Below are 16,598 nucleotides of genomic sequence, written 5' to 3' on the forward strand. Positions count from 1 at the left end.
CGGGTTCGCTACCGGGCGGACAGATCGCCGCTGATCAGCGGTCCCGGTCTTTCGGGGGCCGATGCTTCCAGGCGTCGATCGCGGCGGCGATGCCCGCAAGCGGCATGCCGACGAACACCGCGGCCATGAGCATGAAGTTCAGCACCTGCCCGAGGTCCGAGAAGTCGAAGAAGGGGGCGCTGAACAGGGCCAGCAGGGCGGGGGCGGCCAGGCACAGCGCCACCCAGAAGCCGAGGGTAGGGGTGCGGCCGCGCCGCACGTACACGCTCGTGCTCGACGGCTGCGGGCGGTCGGCCTCCGGGGCGGTCTCGGGCCCGGCATCCGTCGGCGCGGGCGCGGGGGCGGGCTCGGGCGTCGGGGCTGGCTCGGGGGTTGAGGTGGGCTCGGGCGTCGTCACGGTCACAGCGCTCCTGCGATGTCGACCACAGCCGCCACGATGGCGGGGTCGGTGCGGATGGGGGGTGCCGCCGCGGGCACGGTCGTGGTCGAGGCGGCGGCCGAGCTCCGGGCGGAGAGGTGGATATCGGCCACCGCGGAGCGTTCCACGAGCTCGCGCAGGTCGGCGGGGCGCACCCCGCCGCCGGCGCACACATCCAGCAGCTCCTCGGCAGCCTCCACCATCGCGCGCAGATCCGCCGCCCCGTCGAGGGCGCGGGGGGCGCCGCCGGAGCTGAGGACGCGGTGGAAGCCCTCCCCCAGCAGGGTCCGCACCGCCTCGACGCGAGCCTCCCGGGAGGGCAGAGTATCCAGTGCGCGATGGAAGGTCAGATGCACTCCGCGCAGCGCATCCGTCGCGGCCCCCAGGGCGGCATCGCGGATGGTGCGCACCGACGACAGATCCAGCTCGCCGCTCTCGGTGAGGGCGCCGATGACCACGCCCGCCGCGCCCGCGGCAACGCACTGTTGGGCCTGCTCGGCCATGAGCTGCACTTGCGCGGCATCATAGGTGAACTCCGCGGGCTGTCCCAGGAAGTCTCCGGTGCCGGCGTGGGAGCGGATGAGCGTGTGCACGTCGAAGTGAGGTTTCGCCTCCCGGGCGGCGACCAGCGCCGCAGCCCGCTCGGTGATCTCCTGGACCAGTTCGGGCGGCGGCGTGAGGCCTCCGCGGCCTAAGTCCACGCACAGCTCAACACGGTCGGCACCGCCGCGCGCTGCCACCTCGAGACCGGCGGCGTCCTCGATCGCGATCTCCACCAGCACGCTCATGCGTCTCCTCCCTCTGCAGGCGCCCCATGGTCGCGGGCGGTGCGAACGATGCGGCGCGGCCCCGGCAGGGGCAGCAGCTCGCTGAGGTCACTGCGTTCGCCACTGGCGTGGATGCGACCCTCAGCACGGGCCCGCTCCCAGTCCAGGTCCCCGACGGCGAGGGCCAGCCAGGTGGCGGCGTCGGTCTCCACGACCGCGGGCGGGGTGCCGCGGGTGTGGCGCGTCCCGGCGATGGCCTGCACCGCCGCGTACGGCGGAACGCGCAGCTCGACGGCGCCACCGGGATTCTCCGCGGCGAACAGGTCGAGGGTGTGGCGCACGGCGGGGGCGAGCACCGGGCGACGCGCAGCGGCGGGATCCGCGGCCCAGGCGATCAGCGCCCGTCGGCCATCCTCAGGGTCGGTGCGGGGCGGCATCTCAGTCCTGCGCGCCCGGCAGTAGATCATGCACGGCGATCGTGTCCGCGCGGTCCGGGCCCACGCCGATCGCGCTGATCCGGCACCCGGCGAGCTCCTCGAGGCGCCGCACATAGGCCCGAGCGTTCTGGGGCAGGTCCTCGATCCGGCGGGCGGTGGAGATGTCCTCGCTCCAGCCGGGCAGGGTCTCGTAGACCGGCACCGCGTGGTGGAACTCAGTCTGGGTCATCGGCATCTCGCGGTGGACCTCACCATCGACCTCATACCCGGTGCAGATCGGCACCTGCTCGATCCCGGTGAGCACATCGAGCTTGGTCAGCACGATGTCGGTGAAGCCGTTGATGCGCACCGCGTGGCGGATCATCAGCGCGTCATACCAGCCGCAGCGGCGGGGCCGCCCGGTGTTCACGCCCACTTCGCCGCCCACGCGCTGCAGGCGCTCGCCCCATTCGTCCTCCAGCTCGGTGGGGAACGGACCGGCGCCCACGCGGGTGGTGTAGGCCTTGGCGATTCCGATCACGCGGTCGACCCGGGTGGGGCCGATGCCGGTGCCGGTGCAGGCCCCGCCCGCGGTGGGGTTGGAGCTCGTGACGAAGGGGTAGGTGCCGTGGTCGACGTCCAGGAAGGTGGCCTGGCCGCCCTCCATGAGCACCACCTCACCGCGGTCCAGCGCCTCGTTGAGCAGCAGCGTCGTGTCCACCACCATGGGGCGCAGACGCTCGGCGTAGGACAGCAGCTCCTGGGTGATCTCCTCAACCTCGACGGCGCGACGGTTGTACAGCTTGACCAGCAGCTCGTTCTTCTGCCGGAGGGCACCTTCGACCTTCTGGCGCAGGATCGAGGGATCGAAGAGGTCCTGCACCCGGATGCCCAGGCGCCCGGCCTTGTCCATGTAGGCCGGTCCGATGCCGCGCCCCGTCGTGCCGATCGCACGCTTGCCCAGGAAGCGCTCGGTGACCTTGTCGAGCGTCTGGTGGTAGGGGGCGACGAGGTGCGCGTTCGCGCTGATCCGCAGCCGGGAGGTGTCCACGCCGCGGCTGGTCAGCATGGCGATCTCCTCGAACAGTGCGGCGAGGTTCACCACCACGCCATTGCCGATCACCGGGGTGACCTGCGGGGAGAGGATTCCGGCGGGCAGGAGCTTGAGCTCGAACTTCTCGCCGTCCACCACAACGGTGTGCCCGGCGTTGTTGCCACCGTTGGGTTTGACGACGTAGTCGACCTTCTCTCCGAGCAGGTCGGTGGCCTTGCCCTTCCCTTCGTCGCCCCACTGGGCTCCGACGATCACGACGGCGGGCATGGCGACTCCTGGGACGAGATGGTGGATGGATGCGGCCGCTGAGGACCGCGCCCCAGCGTAGCAATCAGGGCGCCCGCTCCCTGGGGCCTCAGCCCAGCAGCGTGGGGTCGGCCTCGCGCAGGAAGTCGGTGATGCGGTCCGCTTCGGCCTGGTCGCCCAGACGGCGGGAGGTCTCCCCCAGCATCGCCAGCGCCCGCAGGATCCCGCGGTTGGGGGCGTGGGAGGCGGGGATCGGTCCCTGCCCGCGCCAGCCGTGGCGGCGCAGGGCGTCCAGGCCGCGGTGGTAGCCGGTTCGGGCATAGGCGTAGGCGGTGATGTCATCGCCATCGCTCAGCGCGTCCTCGGCCAGGGTCGCCCAGGCGAGCGGGGAATCGAGGTGCCGGGCCACGACCTCGCGCGGGTCCTGATCCACCAGCTCCTCGGCGACCTGCACGTCCACAAAGTCCTCGGGCAACCGGGTCTCGGGAATGCCCAGGAGGTTCCTGCCGACGAGGTTCTCGGTACGATCAGCCATGTTCGCATCGTAGGCGCTCCACGGCGCTGCGACCTCTCATATTGGGAACGATTCACACATGTCACACACGCAGGACGGCTCGGAGCTGCTGACGGGACCCGGGGCCGGAGGGCTGCTGGGCGCGGCCGTCGGGAACTCTGGCGGTGTGCTGCACAGCTGGCAGCTGGACCACGTCGACCATCGGCCCGGGCGCTCCACCAAGGCGCTGTACCGCACCCAGGTCTCCTGGCCTGAGCTGGATGGGCCGCAGGCTCCCGCCCGCGAGGAGCTGTTCGGCGCGAGCGCCCACATCGGCGAACAGGAGAAGGACCTGTACGTCGCCGAACAGACCCTCGTGATGACCGACGGGGACATCGATGTGCGGGTCTGGCGGTATCCGCATGACCCGTGGCTGCCGATGCTGCCGCGCGTGTGCTACCCCGACATCGTGGGCCGCACCCTGGCGGAACTGGGGGTGCACCTGGGCCCGGATCCGTCGGCCCCGATCGCGATCGACGTGGTCTCCTACCGTCCGGGCCGCCGCGCGGTGCTGCGTGCCGCGCAGGGTGGGGCGGCGGTGTTCCTGAAGGTGATGCAGCCGCATCGCAGCGGCGAGATCGTGGACCGGCATCACCGGCTGCTGGCCGCGGGGGTGCCGGTCCCGGAGGTGATGGCGCATCACGAGGGCCTCGTGGTGCTGCGGGAGCTGCCGGGCCGTCCGCTCTCGCGCGCGGTGATCGACGAAGGCGTGGATGCCTGCCGCGGCGAGGACCTGGTGGCGCTGCTGGACCGCCTGCCGGCCTCGATGTACTCGGTGCCGCTGCGGCCGCCGTGGACGGATTCGGTGGACTTCTACGCCGGGATCGTCGCCTCCTCTGTGCCGGCGCTCGGGCCGCGGCTGGATGCCCTGGTGCGGGAGATCCGCGAGGGCCTGGGCTCGCTCGAGCAGCGGATGGACATGCGCCCCCATGACGTGGTCCACGGCGATTTCTATGAGGCTCAGGTGTTCGTCGAGGACGGGCGCGTGGTGGGTCTGCTGGACATCGACACGGTGGGCCCGGGCCGACGGGCCGATGACCTCGCGTGCCTGCTCGCGCACCTGAGCGTGCTGGCGGACTACGGCAATGCCGGGCGGATCGACCGGGCGATGCAGGAGCGGGTGGAGACCGCGATCAGCACGTGGCATCGCACTTTCTCCGAGCGGGTGGATCCCACCGAGCTGGCGCTGCGCTCGGCCGGCGTGGTGCTCTCGCTCGCCACCGGCCCGCATCGGCAGCAGGAGACCGCCTGGGAGGCCGCCACCGAGGCGATCGTGCGGGTCGCCGAGGAGTGGGTGGCCAGGGCCCGCCGCGCCGAGGCTGCCACGCGCGAGCGCCTCGCGCAGGCGCAGGCGCAGTCCCAAGCCCCGCTCACCGGGCAGCGTCCCGTCGCGCCTGCGACGGAGCTGACGCCGGGCGATGATTCGCCCACGCAGGAGCGCCGCATCGACCAGATCGTGCAGGGCTGAGCTATGCGCGCGGTGCTGCAGCGGGTCGATGGGGCGAGCGTCGAGGTGGACGGCGAGGTCATCGGCGCGGTCACGGGTGAGGGGCTGCTGGCCCTGGTGGGCGTGACCCATGAGGACGGACCTCAGCAGGCGGCGACGATCGCCCGGAAGATCTGTGAGCTGAGGATCCTGGAGGGCGAGCGCTCGGTGCTCGATGCCGGTGCGCAGGTGCTCGTGGTCTCGCAGTTCACCCTGTACGGGAGCACGAAGAAGGGGCGCCGCCCCTCGTGGAGCGCGGCCGCACCCGGCCCGGTGGCGGAACCGCTTGTGGAGCAGGTGGTCTTGGCGATCCGCGAGCGCGGCGTGGAGGTTGCCACCGGCAGGTTCGGTGCGCAGATGCGGGTGGGCCTCATCAACGACGGCCCGTTCACGGTGCTCGTCGACACCGACGCGTAGCGTTCCTGGCGCGTCCCGGGCGCGTTCCTGGCGCGTCCCGGGCGCATTCCTGGCGCGTCCCGGGCGTGCGAGATCCGCCGTCCGTCCCGTGCGCCCGCCGCGGTGCGTGCGTAGGCTGGTGCCATGACCTACACACTTGTGCTGCTCCGCCACGGCGAGAGCGACTGGAACGCCAAGAACCTGTTCACCGGCTGGGTGGACGTGCCGCTGACCGAGAAGGGCCGCCAGGAGGCCATCGTCGGCGGTGAGCTCATGAAGCGCGAGGGCGTGCTGCCCGACGTGGTGCACACCTCCCTGCAGCGCCGCGCGATCATGACCGCGAACCTCGCGCTGGATGCCGCCGACCGCCATTGGATCCCCGTCAAGCGCGACTGGCGTCTGAACGAGCGCCACTACGGCGCCCTGCAGGGCATGAACAAGACGGAGATCCGCGAGAAGTACGGCGAGGAGCAGTTCATGGCCTGGCGCCGCTCCTACGACACCCCGCCCCCGGAGATCGAGTTCGGCAGCGAGTTCTCCCAGGACCAGGATCCGCAGTACGCGGACCTCGGCGATCAGCTGCCCAAGTCCGAGTGCCTCAAGGACGTCGTGGCGCGCTTCCTGCCCTACTGGGAGGAGGGCATCAAGCCGGATCTCCAGGCCGGGAAGACCGTTCTCATCGCCGCCCACGGCAACTCCCTGCGCGCGCTGGTGAAGTACCTCGATGGCATCTCCGATGAGGAGATCTCGGGCCTGAACATCCCCACCGGCCAGCCGCTGGTCTACGAGCTCGATGAGAGCTTCCAGCCCGTCGAGAAGGGCGGGCGCTACCTGGACCCGGTGGCCGCGAAGGCCGCTGCCGAGGCAGTCGCGAACCAGGGCAAGAAGTGAGCCGCTGGCATAGCGTGAGCGCTGCCTGACCTCCGATTTTTCGGTCCTGATCAGGAGCATAGCGGGACCGTGCATTAGACACAAGTACCCTCCTGTACCCTGCTGTTATCGCACGATGATTGCACGGGACCGGGAGGGTACTTGTGGCACGACCGAAAAAACGCACCCGCCGCTCATTCGGCGCTGTCCGCCAGCTCCCCAGCGGCCGCTACCAGGCCTCCTACCTCACCCCCGACGGGAAGCGTGTCAACGCCCCTGCCACGTTCACCGCAAAGGTCGACGCCGACGCATGGCTAGCCGTGCAACGGGCCGCCCTCGAAACAGGCCAGTGGAGAGGCATGGACGACAGCGTCATCCTCGGCCCGTACGCGGAGGCCTGGCTGGAGTCACTGAAGATCGCCCCGCGCACCCGCTACAACTACCGGTCCAGTTACACCAGGTGGATCAAGCCCACGTTCGCAGCCTCCCCGATGACCAGCGTCACCACAGCGCAGGTCCGCCGCTGGCTCGCCACCTTCCCCGACTCGAAACCTCAGGCCCGCGCCCAGGCGTACCGCGTGCTGTCCAGCATGTTCAGGCAGGCCGTGGAGGACGGCGTGGTCAACCAGAATCCGGTTCGCGTGAAAGGCGCTGGAGAGGTCCGCCCCGGGAGGGAAGGACACGCTCTGACGGTGGAGGAAGTCGTCATGATCGCTGAGCGGATGAATCCTGATCGTCGTCTCGCCGTCCTGCTGGCCGGTTTCTGCGCACTGCGCCCGGGTGAGACGCTGGCACTACGCCGCCGGGACGTCGATACCCAGGCGCGAACATTACACATCAGGGAGAGTGCATCCGCTCCCTACGGCAGCGGTGAGGCCGTCGGTCCGGTCAAGACGAAAGCTTCTAACCGTGTCGTGCACTATCCGGCCGCGCTGGATCCTGACGTGGCCCGGCAGCTCACGGAATGGGCGGCACCTGGCAGCCGGGGGCACCCGTTCCCCCGCGCGGCTGATCCTTCTAAGCCGCTCCCCTATTCGACGTTCTCACATTCGTTTCAAGAGGCGGCCGCGAGAGCTGGGGTGGAGGATGTGCGCCCGCATGACCTCAGGCATACGGGGGCGACGCTGGCCGCCGGTACCGGTGCGACGGTCCGAGAGCTCATGGCCCGGCTGGGACACACGACACCGAAGGTGGCGATGCGCTATCAGCACGCGGCGCGGGAGCGGGACAGGAGCATCGCCGACGCCCTGGGGGTGGAGATAGCTATGGCACGTCCCCAGACCGCTACCGCTGAGCGGATCGATGATGAGTGAGCAGCTCACCAAGGGTGGGCACGTCATCCGCGTGGTGTGCGCCGCGGGGGACCATGGCAGGGCCGTCCTCATGGAACTGGTGGAGCTTCCACGCTGGGACGGGCGCGGCACCTACTGGGGCCGATTGACAGCTATGTCCGCCCGCGAGGCGCGCGCGTGGAACGATTCCGAGCCCGGAGATGGTTCCCAGCTCCCCCGGCAAATGCGGGATCCGCGCGGAGATGGGTTCTACTGGCGGCGCAATGGGCAGAGGGTCATGGATCCCCGCGAGGCCCGCCGCATCTCTAACGCTTTCCACCATGCGGCTGGTGAGAATCGGCGTGGTGAGCCTGACCCGGGGATTCTTGCCGGGGTGGAACGCCGGTTCGAGCTCGCACCGTGCCGCCGCTGTGGCCGTGGCGGGACTACGCGAGCGCCCGCTTCACGGGTTGAGCATGTCCTGAGCGGCCTGCTGACCGCGGGCGTCACCGATGTGGACGTTGCCCTGTTCCGAAATGCCGTTGAACGGGTACGGCCTTAGCCGTGCTGCGCCCTGCTGTACCCTAGAGGCAGGTGCTAGCGGCACCCCCTGCGGTGGAGTACACCGCGCCCACGCCTCCAGCGTCGGCTACATAGCCCCCTTAGACCCGGGGCACGTAGTCACGCCCGGAGGCGTTTCTCATGCCCCTACAGAGCACCCGTCAGCGTTATTGCACCGTCGCCGAGGCCGCGGAATACCTAGGCGCGTCCACGAAGTTCGTTCGCGCCCTCATTGCACGCGGAGACCTGACCGGCTACCGCATCGGCGCACGACAGATCCGCCTAGATCTCCGCGAGATCGACCAGGCGCTAGCACCGATCCCCACCTCGAAGACGCGGGGTGGTGCCCGGTGAGCAGCGCAAAGAGAAGCCGCCCCGGCGCGAGCAACACCAGGGCGGCACTGAAAGAAAGTCAGACTCAAATCCACCCCCAGGGTACCCCGATCGGGTGCCCGGACGCGAGCGTGACACCCGCCCCCGTGGACTACCGGGACGACGACCCGCGCCTGCTGGAGCTGGGACCTGCCGTGCCTGTGGATCATCCCGGGCACCCGTGCTCCGACTGGAACCTGTACGGCCGCCCAGCCCCGGCCCCGTGGGGCAGCTACATGGACACCACGCCCCTGCCCCTCCCGCGGGATCGACGCGGCCCCATCGCCACGGCTCTGGACACCGCCGCCCGCTACCGGCAGGAGGTGGCCCTATGAGCGTCTCCTACTCTCAGGACACCGCGGTGTGGTGTGACCCGTGCGCCCTGCCCCGCGCCGAGTGCGGACACGCCCTCCAGGACACCCAGAACAGCGTCCAGGACGGCGAACAGTCCTCCCGCCACCTCCATGTCCAGGTGGCCGCCGACATCGTCCCTGAGCGCGTTTCCTGGCTCTGGCAGGGCCGCATGGCACTAGGTCACCTGTCCCTGCTGGCTGGCCGCGAAGGACTAGGGAAGTCCACGCTGGCCGCATGGATCACCGCTCAGGTCACCCGCGGCACCCTCCCTGGTGACCTGTACGGGCAGCCGCGGTCCGTCATCATCGTCGCCACCGAGGACTCATGGGCGCACACTCTCGTGCCCCGCCTCATGGCCGCCGGTGCCGACCTGTCCCGCGTCCTGAACGTCACCGTGGAGACCAGCGACGGGTTCATGACCGGCCTGTCCCTCCCGAAGGACATCACGGCCCTGGCCCGCGAGGCCGAGGCCCGGGATGTGGCTCTCATGGTCCTGGACCCCATCACATCCCGCCTGGAGAACCTGGACACGCACAAGGACGCCGAGGTGCGCCGTGCCCTGGAGCCTCTGGTGGCGATGGGCGACCGGGTGGGCATGTCCGTACTCGGACTCATCCACCTGAACAAGTCCAGCGCCGACCCGTTGAACGCAGTCATGGGCTCCAAGGCGTTCACTGCCGTGGCTCGGTCCGTGTCCACCGTCGTCGCAGACCCCGAGGACGAGGACGACCGCCGCCGCCTGTTCGGCACCGTGAAGAACAACCTGGGGCCGGCCCTCCCCGCGTCCGAGGTGTTCACCGTGGAGTCCTGCGAGGTCGAAGGACGGCGCGGAGCTCAGATCATCACGGGCCGCCTGGACTGGCACGGCAGTAGCGCGACGACGATCAAGTCCGCCATGGCCGACCCCGGCATGGAGGTCCAGGGAGCGCTCGGCGAGGCCGCGGAATGGCTGGAGGACTACCTATCCATGCACCCCGGCACCCCGCGCGTGGAAGTCATCCGGGACGCCGAGAAGGCCGGGCATAAGGAGCGGACGGTCAAGCGGGCCGCGAACGTCGTCGGTGTCCTCTCGCGCACCGAAGGGTTCCCCCGGCAGGCCGTGTGGAGTCTGTCCGCACAGTCGGGCCAAGCACAGTTGGGCCAGTCGGGCCAAGCCCCCCCTGGGGAGAGTGTGAATAAAGGACTGACTGGCCCTACTGGACGTGACCAGCACAAACAGTCCGAGGGGGGTGGATCAGTCGGGCCAGTCGGGCCAAGCTCCGGAGACGTGGCCCCACTGCTGGCCCAACAGCCGATGATCTGCCCCGGATGCAACGAACCGGGCTGCGACGGGGACTGTCTGGAGGTGGACCGATGACCCGCCGATGCACCGCCCACACCAGCAGCGGCCAGCCATGCAAGAAACCACCGATCCGCGGCGGCACCGCCTGCACCTCCCACGGCGGCAGCTCACCCCGCGTCCGTGCTGCTGCTGAGCGTCGCCTCGCCGAGCAGGACGCAGAAGCCAAGGCAGCTCAGGCCGTGGAACGCCTCACCGGTAAGCGAGCACCCATGAACATCGCCGACGTCTACCGCGAACTACTGGAACTGTCCGGTCTCGTCGTCGCCTGGAAAGACGTTCTCCGTGATCGGGTGGATGCCCTGACCGACTACACCACCCCCACCCTCGTGGGAGGTGAACAGATCCGCGGGGACGTACTCCTGTTCGAGCGGGCCATGGACCGAGCCCTGAAAGTCCTGGACGCTGTGGCCCGTCTCGACCTTGACTCCCGGCTGTCAGTCATCAGTGAGGAGGGGGCCAGGCAGATCGTCGCGATGATCCGCCGAGCAGTAGCGGATGTGGACTTCACACCGGAGCAGGAAGACCGGTTCAATGCCGCGATCGCGCGGGAGCTACGTCGCGCCTCCGAGGCGGGAGACACACAGTGACCGTCATGCCTGCTGGCCGTCGCCTGCTCGGTGCCCACGTCAAGGGCTACGCCGCCGCGTACTTCGAGAACCTCGCCGACTACCGCGGAGCGGAGGCACACGCCCGGGACCTCGCCGCCCGCGGGCACCACCAGGCAGCCCGCGACCTCACTGACGCTCTCGCCGACCTACGCGAGGCCGCACGACAACACCGTTCCGCCCGCGGAATCCCGGAACCCATCCCCATCCCCACCGAGGAAACCTCACCTCATGGCCCGACCGTCACCACGGCAACCGCCGCCCGACACCTCGGAGTCACAGACCGCCGCGTCCGCTACCTCATCGCCGACGGCACCCTGGCCGCCACCCGCGACGGAACCGGACCATGGCGCATCCCCAGCACCGCACTAGCCGACTACACCACCAGGAGGACCGCATGAACCGCGACCTGACCCCCGAACAGCTAAGGGAAGCCCTCACCAACCCCGACCAGCAGGGCGACCCGATAACCCGCGACCTCACCGAAGCGCTCACCGCCCCCGACGCCACCACCCGCGAGGCAGCAGCCCGCAGGGCCGCAAGCTGGGACGGCCACCCATGGCGCGCCCACTGGGAGCCTCACGAGCGCCTGGAGTACCGAGGACGCGAGGCCCACCTAGCCGGACTGTACGAAACCCGCCTAGGTGAGTCCCGGGCGGAGGCCGACGCCCACGTTCACCGTGAACTCTCCGCCGCCTGGACCCGCGGACACCTCCCGGCCGTCGCCGAGCGTCTGCGCACCGAGACCGCCCGCGTGGAGGCCCTCCCCGCCCTCCAGGCCCGCGAGACCGTCACCTCGTACACCCGTTGAAGCGCATCCAGGGAAACCGGCCTCACCGGTCCTGGAGCAAGCCCGCCACGCAGAAGCAGCCGCCCCGTAGGAAGCAGATCCAGATCAGCGAAGTACTACGAGACGCAATCGTCACCGACCCGACCAAGGAGTACTGACCCATGGCCACGAAACTGGACAAGGCCCGCGCCGAGCTGCGCACCCTCACCGACACCCTCCCGAAGTGGGAGCAGGCCGTCACCGACGCCCGCCGCGACCTGGAGGCCAGCGAGGACGCCCCCACGGAACTCACCGACCTGGACGAGCACGCCCGCGACCTCGCCACCGCCCGCGCCCACGGACTCACCGACCACGCGGACCGCCTCCAGGCCGCCGCCGACGCAACCGACGAGACCCTGGACCGGGCACTAGCCGCGGCACGGGAACAGCAGCAGTGAGGGACGGCCGGTGCGCTCCGACCCATGGATCAACGCGCACCGGCCCGACCCATGGAACACCGGGGATCGACCCGACCCTGAGAGAGTGGAGGAAACGGTGGTGCTGACATACAGGCTGCTGCGTGCATCTGGTGAGGATGCTGGCACCAGCATGATTGCCTCGGAGCAACTGATGCTCCGGCAGATCCACGAAGCGGGCCGTAGAGCTGAGACGCTTTGTCCGTTCATGCCGGGTCCGTGGCCGCGTGCGCTTTACCGGGGGGCTACCCCCGAGGCTGTTCGCAGGATCTGGTGGGCGACAGATATGTCAGTCGCAGAGTCGTATGCACAAAGTCGAAGGGATGCGGGGCTGGACGCAGTTGTCTATCGGGTTCAGGTCATGCCCGAGCAGGTGTTGCATATCACTCGCTCCGGCATGCCACGGGGGTATGAGGTGCGGGTGCATCCAGATCACCTCGAAGATGTTGAAGTGGTACCTCACCGAGGGCGGCGGATGCCGGGCCGGGAGCTGGAGCAGTCGGTGCGGTGGTATGAGTGGCGTGATGCTCTGAACGCCGAGTTGTCGGCACGGTATGGCGGGTATCTCGCGTCGCAGATGCGTTCGCGTCACGATGAGATGGTGACGCTATACCGGGGGGCTACGCCGCTCACAGCGCATGGGGTGTACTGGACCAAGAACCGGGGGGAAGCAGAGGTCTACGCCCGCCGGTGTGTCAGTGATGGGTGGGACGGTGCACTGTTTATGTGTGAGATCCCGATGTCTGGACTGTTCGCGCTCAAGCGCAGGATCGCATGGGTTCGCCCTGAGGTGCTGGAGCAGGTGGGAGTGGTGGAACTGGAACGATATGCGGCAGATGAGGCGGAGCCGCCGATCATTCATACGCTCTACCGGCGCTAATAGCCGGTGCTGACAGTGAGGAGAAATGGTGAGGACTGAGGATCAGGCGGACCCGCTAGAGGTCGCCGAACAGATCACCGCCGTGCTGGAGGCGCTGGAGCCGACGGACGATATGGGGGATCGGTTGCTGCGCGCTCGACTGGAGGGGTACGCGGCGGGGGTGCGTGATGGGGTGGCGGGTGTGGTCTCCCACCACCCCTATACAAAACGGGAACCCCATTAGTATAATCGGGGTATGAGCAAGCGGGTCATCGGGTACGTCAGGGTCTCCACCTCGAAGCAGGACATCGGCCCCGAGGTCCAGGCCGCCGACCTCACCGCCGAAGCGGAGCGCCGAGGCTGGGAACTAGAGCTGCGCCGCGAGGACGCCGCTTCCGCTTCCACGGTCACGCGCCGCCCCGTCCTGCTCCAGGCCCTCGCCGACCTGAAGGCAGGCCGCGCCGATGTGCTGGCCGTGTCCAAGCTGGACCGCCTCTCCCGATCCGTCGCTGACTTCTCACGGATCCTGGACGACGCCGAGCGGCAGCGCTGGGATGTCGTGTGCCTGGATCTCGGAGTGGACACCACCACCCTGACCGGCCGCGCCATGGCCCAGGTGACTGCCACGTTCGCTGAGATGGAGCGCCGTCGCATCGGGGAACGGACCCGCGCCGCCATGGCCACCCTCCCCGATGATGTGCGGGACCGGATGCGCCGCGGCGGCAGGCCCCGTGTTCTCTCCGATGAGACCGCCCAGCGGATCCGGGGTATGCGCGAGCAGGGCATGACGCTCAAGGGGATCTGCGAGCAGCTCACAGCGGATGGGGTGCCCACGGCGACGGGTGGGAAATGGTGGCCCGCGACGGTGCGGAAGATCCTGGAGCGCGCCTGATCCTCTATGAGGTCGGATCCCGCGGGGGTCCTCTATGAGGTCCGTTCCGTGGGATCGACTCCCGGAGGGGGCTTCATGGGGTCGGATGCCGACGCATTGCATGGGATCGGCTCCGGGGCGGTCATTGCATGGGATCCCCGCTGCGCGGGCCACTGCTAGCGGTCCCTACGGGTCTCCCGGATCAGTGCCCCTTCCCCAAAGATTTGCCCGCCGCCCTGGACCCGTCATCCGACTGTAGACACGACTAGTAGCGCCCCGCCGGAGTGGCGGACCGCTAGCCGTTCATCGTCCCCGTGGCCTACGGGGTACGCCGCGCCGGGTCTGCGCGATTCGTGAGGATCCTTCTCTACCCGCCGTCTGTTGATACCCCCATGCCTGGGGGAGCGTGTGACGTAGAGAGAGCACGCTGGGGACGCCTGAGCGCCCCTAGACGGGCCGTAGATGCCCCGGGGACACTCTCGGGTGCCCTGGGGCCGCTACGGGCCGCGTAGGGGGCTCAGACGGGCGCGAGAGTGCTCCCGTCGCGGATCAGCTCAGCGATGAGCACCGGCAGGCACCTACATGCCTCGCCCGCGTCATGGTGGGAGCCGACGCACCGGGGATCGGGGCAGCCGCAGACGTCACCGGTCCACTGGCCGCGCGCACCGTTGAGTTGTGCCCACTGGTGGGCCGTGAGTCCATGTTCACCGAGCAGCTCGACGGCATCGGGTGACAGGCCGCTCACTGCTCCACCTCCGTGGCGAGGGTGAGGATGTGCCGTGCGACGGCACGGGCGGTCTCCAGGTCCAGTGCGAGGTCATGGACGTGGACGGTGATCTGTCCGTCTGGCTCGGTGTAGGCGGCCACGTCGATCACCCGCCCGTCCGTGGTGGGGAACAGCTCGGTGGGGGTGCACGTCATCGTGTCCCCGTCGATCTCCCAGGTGCTGGTGAATCGGGTCATCGCGTCGCCTGCGATGCCGTCCAGTGCATTGTGGAGCGCCCGCGTGTTCTGGGGTGCCCTGGTGTGGTCTGCATGGTCGTGGGTATGCTCTGGCATGACCCCGCCTCCGTTTCAGGTGGTGTCCATGCCCGCCCGTGTTCGCGCACGGGGCGGGCGTTTTCATGGAACCGTGTTGCACGGAGGTTGCACGTTCCAGCATGTCTGCTGGTCACGCATCACTCTGGAACCAGGGCAAGAAGTGAGCCGCTGATCCCTGACATGCAACGCCCCCGGACCATGCCGGTCCGGGGGCGCTGTGGTTCCTGCGCGAGGTTCTGTCACCAGAAGTAGCCGGCGGGCCGATCGCCGTAGGAGCCACAGAGGTTCGCGACCTCCTGCAACGACAGCCAGTAGTACTTCGGCGCGGTGTATCCGCCCAGCTTGTCGCGGGCGGGGTCAGCGATGAGCAGCTCGCGGGTCTCCGGGCGGTACCCGTCGATCACCACGTAATGGCCGATCCGATTGGGGTTGCCGTACCAGGTCGGGTAGGTGTTCGGCGCCGCCTGCCAGTAGCCGATCGAGGCGTAGCCCGTATCGACGTTCCGGGTCACGCGATCCCACAGGAGGTTCGCGGCATCGCTGCCCGCGGGCTTCCCGGAGATCTGCTCGAAGCGGTAGGTCGCATCGGGCAAGGTCGTGCTCAGGTAGTCATCCATCGTCCAGTACGGGGTGGCGCCGTACGCCTCGGTCTCCACCGCCGCGGCGATCGTGTCGATCGACGGCGGAGTGTCCATCTTGGCGCTGAGCGTCATCCAAATGGAGGTGGGGCCGCAGTAGTAGCCGTTCCTCTGCGCCATGTACGTCGATGCCGTGGTGATCTCCGTGGCGGCGACGGCCGGTGCGGACAGCCCCGCCGAGCCGGCGGCCAGGCCCACGCCCATCAGGGCGGCGGTGCCGAGGGTGCGCAGGGCGTCGCGGCGGTCGATGGTCACCGCGGTGGGTCGAGGGGTGGTCATACGAGCTCCTCTCGGGTCAGGGGAGAGCGGAACGATGTGCCCCGGACGGTACGTCCCACGGGATCAGGTGCACATGGGCAGTTGTATCCCTTGACGCACCGGTGGGGCGGCACCGCCTTTCGACACCCCGTCCTTTCGTCCCGGTCCCCGCGAGGGACAGGACCGAGAGGTTCGCACCGAGGAAGGAAGCGCCGCCGCGCGGTCCGCTCCTAGCGTGGAGGACGAGACATACCGAGCCGCAGCAGCGGCCACCCGAGACCTCCTGGAGGACACCGCGATGAGCACCCTGACCCGTCGGAACATGCTGCGTGCGAGCGGCCTGACCGTCCTGGCCGGCTTCGGCGCTGCGGCGCTGGCCGCGCCCGCACAGGCCGCAGATCACACTGTCCCTCACGAGTACGTGGTGCAGCCGAACTTCTTCTGGTGCGGGCCCAGCGCCTGCCATATGGCGATCACCGCGAAGACCGGCTCCCCTGGCCTGGAGGCCCTCGCCCAGCAGCTGGGCACCACCGAGAACGGCACGAACTTCGGCGCGATCTCCCCGGTGCTGACCCAGAACATCCCGGGTGCCACGTACCGCGATCAGTGGATCGCCGGCAATGACGCCACCCCGGAGGAGAAGGCAGTGTTCTGGGACCGGGTGAAGGCGAACATCGACACGGGCTTCGCGACCGTGTGCAACTGGGTGGTGCCCCCGGGCAGCTACCCCAACGGCTACCAGAACGGCTCGACGATCTACCACTTCACGACGGTCGTCGGCTATAACGATAACCGCGATCTGCTCATCGCGGACTCCGCGAACTTCAACAACGTGGGCGTCTATTGGGTCCCCTCGGATCGGGTGGCGACCCTGTGCGCCGAGCGCGGCTACTTCTGGTGAGCCGCTGACCTGAGTCGTCACGGGTGCGGCGCGCGGGCGCGTCCACACCCTGGCTGCAGTACCGGCCCCGGACA

Annotated in this window: 23 protein-coding genes; 15 read left to right on the forward strand and 8 right to left on the reverse strand. The window is 69.1% G+C overall.

Features of this window, described 5'->3' with window-relative positions; translation table 11 throughout:
• Positions 1 to 34 precede the first annotated feature (34 nt).
• From CJ197_RS07170 to CJ197_RS07190, 5 genes are all read right to left on the reverse strand, one after another.
• Complete coding sequence (locus CJ197_RS07170; protein ID WP_102236066.1) at positions 35 to 403, reverse strand: hypothetical protein; 369 nt, start codon at positions 401 to 403, stop codon at positions 35 to 37.
• Positions 400 to 1,206: a copper homeostasis protein CutC gene (locus tag CJ197_RS07175; RefSeq protein ID WP_102236067.1), complete on the reverse strand. Its 807-nt coding sequence runs from the start codon at positions 1,204 to 1,206 to the stop codon at positions 400 to 402. Before CJ197_RS07175 ends, CJ197_RS07170 begins: the two co-directional genes overlap by 4 nt.
• Positions 1,203 to 1,622, reverse strand: coding sequence for a sterol carrier family protein (locus CJ197_RS07180; RefSeq protein ID WP_102236068.1), 420 nt, complete (start codon positions 1,620 to 1,622; stop codon positions 1,203 to 1,205). The genes CJ197_RS07175 and CJ197_RS07180 overlap by 4 nt, the downstream gene beginning before the upstream one ends.
• A gap of 1 nt (position 1,623) precedes the next feature.
• Positions 1,624 to 2,922 (reverse strand): adenylosuccinate synthase, encoded by a 1,299-nt coding sequence (locus tag CJ197_RS07185; protein WP_102236069.1) that lies wholly within the window; start codon positions 2,920 to 2,922, stop codon positions 1,624 to 1,626.
• Positions 2,923 to 3,010: 88 nt separating this feature from the next.
• Positions 3,011 to 3,436: a DUF3151 domain-containing protein gene (locus CJ197_RS07190; protein WP_102236070.1), complete on the reverse strand. Its 426-nt coding sequence runs from the start codon at positions 3,434 to 3,436 to the stop codon at positions 3,011 to 3,013.
• Positions 3,437 to 3,494: 58 nt separating this feature from the next.
• Here CJ197_RS07190 and CJ197_RS07195 point away from each other — a divergent pair, with 58 nt between their 5' ends.
• From CJ197_RS07195 to CJ197_RS07260, 14 genes are all read left to right on the forward strand, one after another.
• A complete protein-coding gene (locus tag CJ197_RS07195) occupies positions 3,495 to 4,922 on the forward strand; it encodes a phosphotransferase family protein (RefSeq protein ID WP_102236071.1) in 1,428 nt (475 codons plus the stop codon).
• Positions 4,923 to 4,925: 3 nt separating this feature from the next.
• Positions 4,926 to 5,357, forward strand: a complete 432-nt coding sequence (gene dtd / locus CJ197_RS07200) for a D-aminoacyl-tRNA deacylase (protein WP_102236072.1) — start codon at positions 4,926 to 4,928, stop codon at positions 5,355 to 5,357.
• Between the two features lie 123 nt (positions 5,358 to 5,480).
• On the forward strand, positions 5,481 to 6,227 hold the full coding sequence (locus CJ197_RS07205; RefSeq protein ID WP_102236073.1) for a phosphoglyceromutase: 747 nt from the start codon (positions 5,481 to 5,483) through the stop codon (positions 6,225 to 6,227).
• Positions 6,228 to 6,565: 338 nt separating this feature from the next.
• A complete protein-coding gene (locus CJ197_RS07210) occupies positions 6,566 to 7,519 on the forward strand; it encodes a site-specific integrase (protein ID WP_102236074.1) in 954 nt (317 codons plus the stop codon).
• A gap of 660 nt (positions 7,520 to 8,179) precedes the next feature.
• Positions 8,180 to 8,392, forward strand: a complete 213-nt coding sequence (locus CJ197_RS07215) for a helix-turn-helix domain-containing protein (RefSeq protein ID WP_102236075.1) — start codon at positions 8,180 to 8,182, stop codon at positions 8,390 to 8,392.
• Positions 8,393 to 8,502: 110 nt separating this feature from the next.
• Entirely contained in the window at positions 8,503 to 8,745 is a 243-nt protein-coding gene (locus CJ197_RS07220) for a hypothetical protein (RefSeq protein WP_158239404.1), read from the forward strand.
• Positions 8,742 to 10,121 carry an AAA family ATPase gene (locus CJ197_RS07225; RefSeq protein WP_102236076.1) on the forward strand — a complete coding sequence of 460 codons (1,380 nt, stop codon included), beginning with the start codon at positions 8,742 to 8,744 and terminating at the stop codon, positions 10,119 to 10,121. Before CJ197_RS07220 ends, CJ197_RS07225 begins: the two co-directional genes overlap by 4 nt.
• Positions 10,118 to 10,693: a hypothetical protein gene (locus tag CJ197_RS07230; RefSeq protein WP_102236077.1), complete on the forward strand. Its 576-nt coding sequence runs from the start codon at positions 10,118 to 10,120 to the stop codon at positions 10,691 to 10,693. The genes CJ197_RS07225 and CJ197_RS07230 overlap by 4 nt, the downstream gene beginning before the upstream one ends.
• Before the next feature lie 5 nt (positions 10,694 to 10,698).
• Positions 10,699 to 11,112 (forward strand): helix-turn-helix domain-containing protein, encoded by a 414-nt coding sequence (locus tag CJ197_RS07235; RefSeq protein WP_146007720.1) that lies wholly within the window; start codon positions 10,699 to 10,701, stop codon positions 11,110 to 11,112.
• Positions 11,109 to 11,522: a hypothetical protein gene (locus CJ197_RS07240; RefSeq protein WP_102236079.1), complete on the forward strand. Its 414-nt coding sequence runs from the start codon at positions 11,109 to 11,111 to the stop codon at positions 11,520 to 11,522. Before CJ197_RS07235 ends, CJ197_RS07240 begins: the two co-directional genes overlap by 4 nt.
• 140 nt (positions 11,523 to 11,662) lie before the next feature.
• Positions 11,663 to 11,938, forward strand: a complete 276-nt coding sequence (locus CJ197_RS07245) for a hypothetical protein (RefSeq protein ID WP_102236080.1) — start codon at positions 11,663 to 11,665, stop codon at positions 11,936 to 11,938.
• Between the two features lie 379 nt (positions 11,939 to 12,317).
• Positions 12,318 to 12,836 (forward strand): hypothetical protein, encoded by a 519-nt coding sequence (locus CJ197_RS07250; RefSeq protein ID WP_146007721.1) that lies wholly within the window; start codon positions 12,318 to 12,320, stop codon positions 12,834 to 12,836.
• A 28-nt stretch (positions 12,837 to 12,864) separates the two neighbouring features.
• Positions 12,865 to 13,059: a hypothetical protein gene (locus tag CJ197_RS07255; protein WP_146007722.1), complete on the forward strand. Its 195-nt coding sequence runs from the start codon at positions 12,865 to 12,867 to the stop codon at positions 13,057 to 13,059.
• 12 nt (positions 13,060 to 13,071) lie between these two features.
• Positions 13,072 to 13,707 carry a recombinase family protein gene (locus tag CJ197_RS07260; protein WP_102236083.1) on the forward strand — a complete coding sequence of 212 codons (636 nt, stop codon included), beginning with the start codon at positions 13,072 to 13,074 and terminating at the stop codon, positions 13,705 to 13,707.
• Positions 13,708 to 14,203: 496 nt separating this feature from the next.
• Here the strand turns inward: CJ197_RS07260 and CJ197_RS14875 are convergent, their stop codons facing one another.
• From CJ197_RS14875 to CJ197_RS07270, 3 genes are all read right to left on the reverse strand, one after another.
• The gene (locus tag CJ197_RS14875) at positions 14,204 to 14,431 is read right to left on the reverse strand and encodes a hypothetical protein (RefSeq protein ID WP_146007723.1); all 228 of its coding nucleotides are present in this window, start codon (positions 14,429 to 14,431) and stop codon (positions 14,204 to 14,206) included.
• Positions 14,428 to 14,649: a hypothetical protein gene (locus tag CJ197_RS07265; protein ID WP_146007724.1), complete on the reverse strand. Its 222-nt coding sequence runs from the start codon at positions 14,647 to 14,649 to the stop codon at positions 14,428 to 14,430. Before CJ197_RS07265 ends, CJ197_RS14875 begins: the two co-directional genes overlap by 4 nt.
• A 317-nt stretch (positions 14,650 to 14,966) precedes the next feature.
• On the reverse strand, positions 14,967 to 15,644 hold the full coding sequence (locus tag CJ197_RS07270) for a C39 family peptidase (protein WP_102236085.1): 678 nt from the start codon (positions 15,642 to 15,644) through the stop codon (positions 14,967 to 14,969).
• Positions 15,645 to 15,921: 277 nt separating this feature from the next.
• Here CJ197_RS07270 and CJ197_RS07275 point away from each other — a divergent pair, with 277 nt between their 5' ends.
• Complete coding sequence (locus CJ197_RS07275; protein ID WP_146007725.1) at positions 15,922 to 16,524, forward strand: C39 family peptidase; 603 nt, start codon at positions 15,922 to 15,924, stop codon at positions 16,522 to 16,524.
• Positions 16,525 to 16,598 lie beyond the last annotated feature (74 nt).

The sequence above is a fragment of the Brachybacterium sp. UMB0905 genome, assembly GCF_002871795.1.
Taxonomy (GTDB): Bacteria; Actinomycetota; Actinomycetes; order Actinomycetales; family Dermabacteraceae; genus Brachybacterium.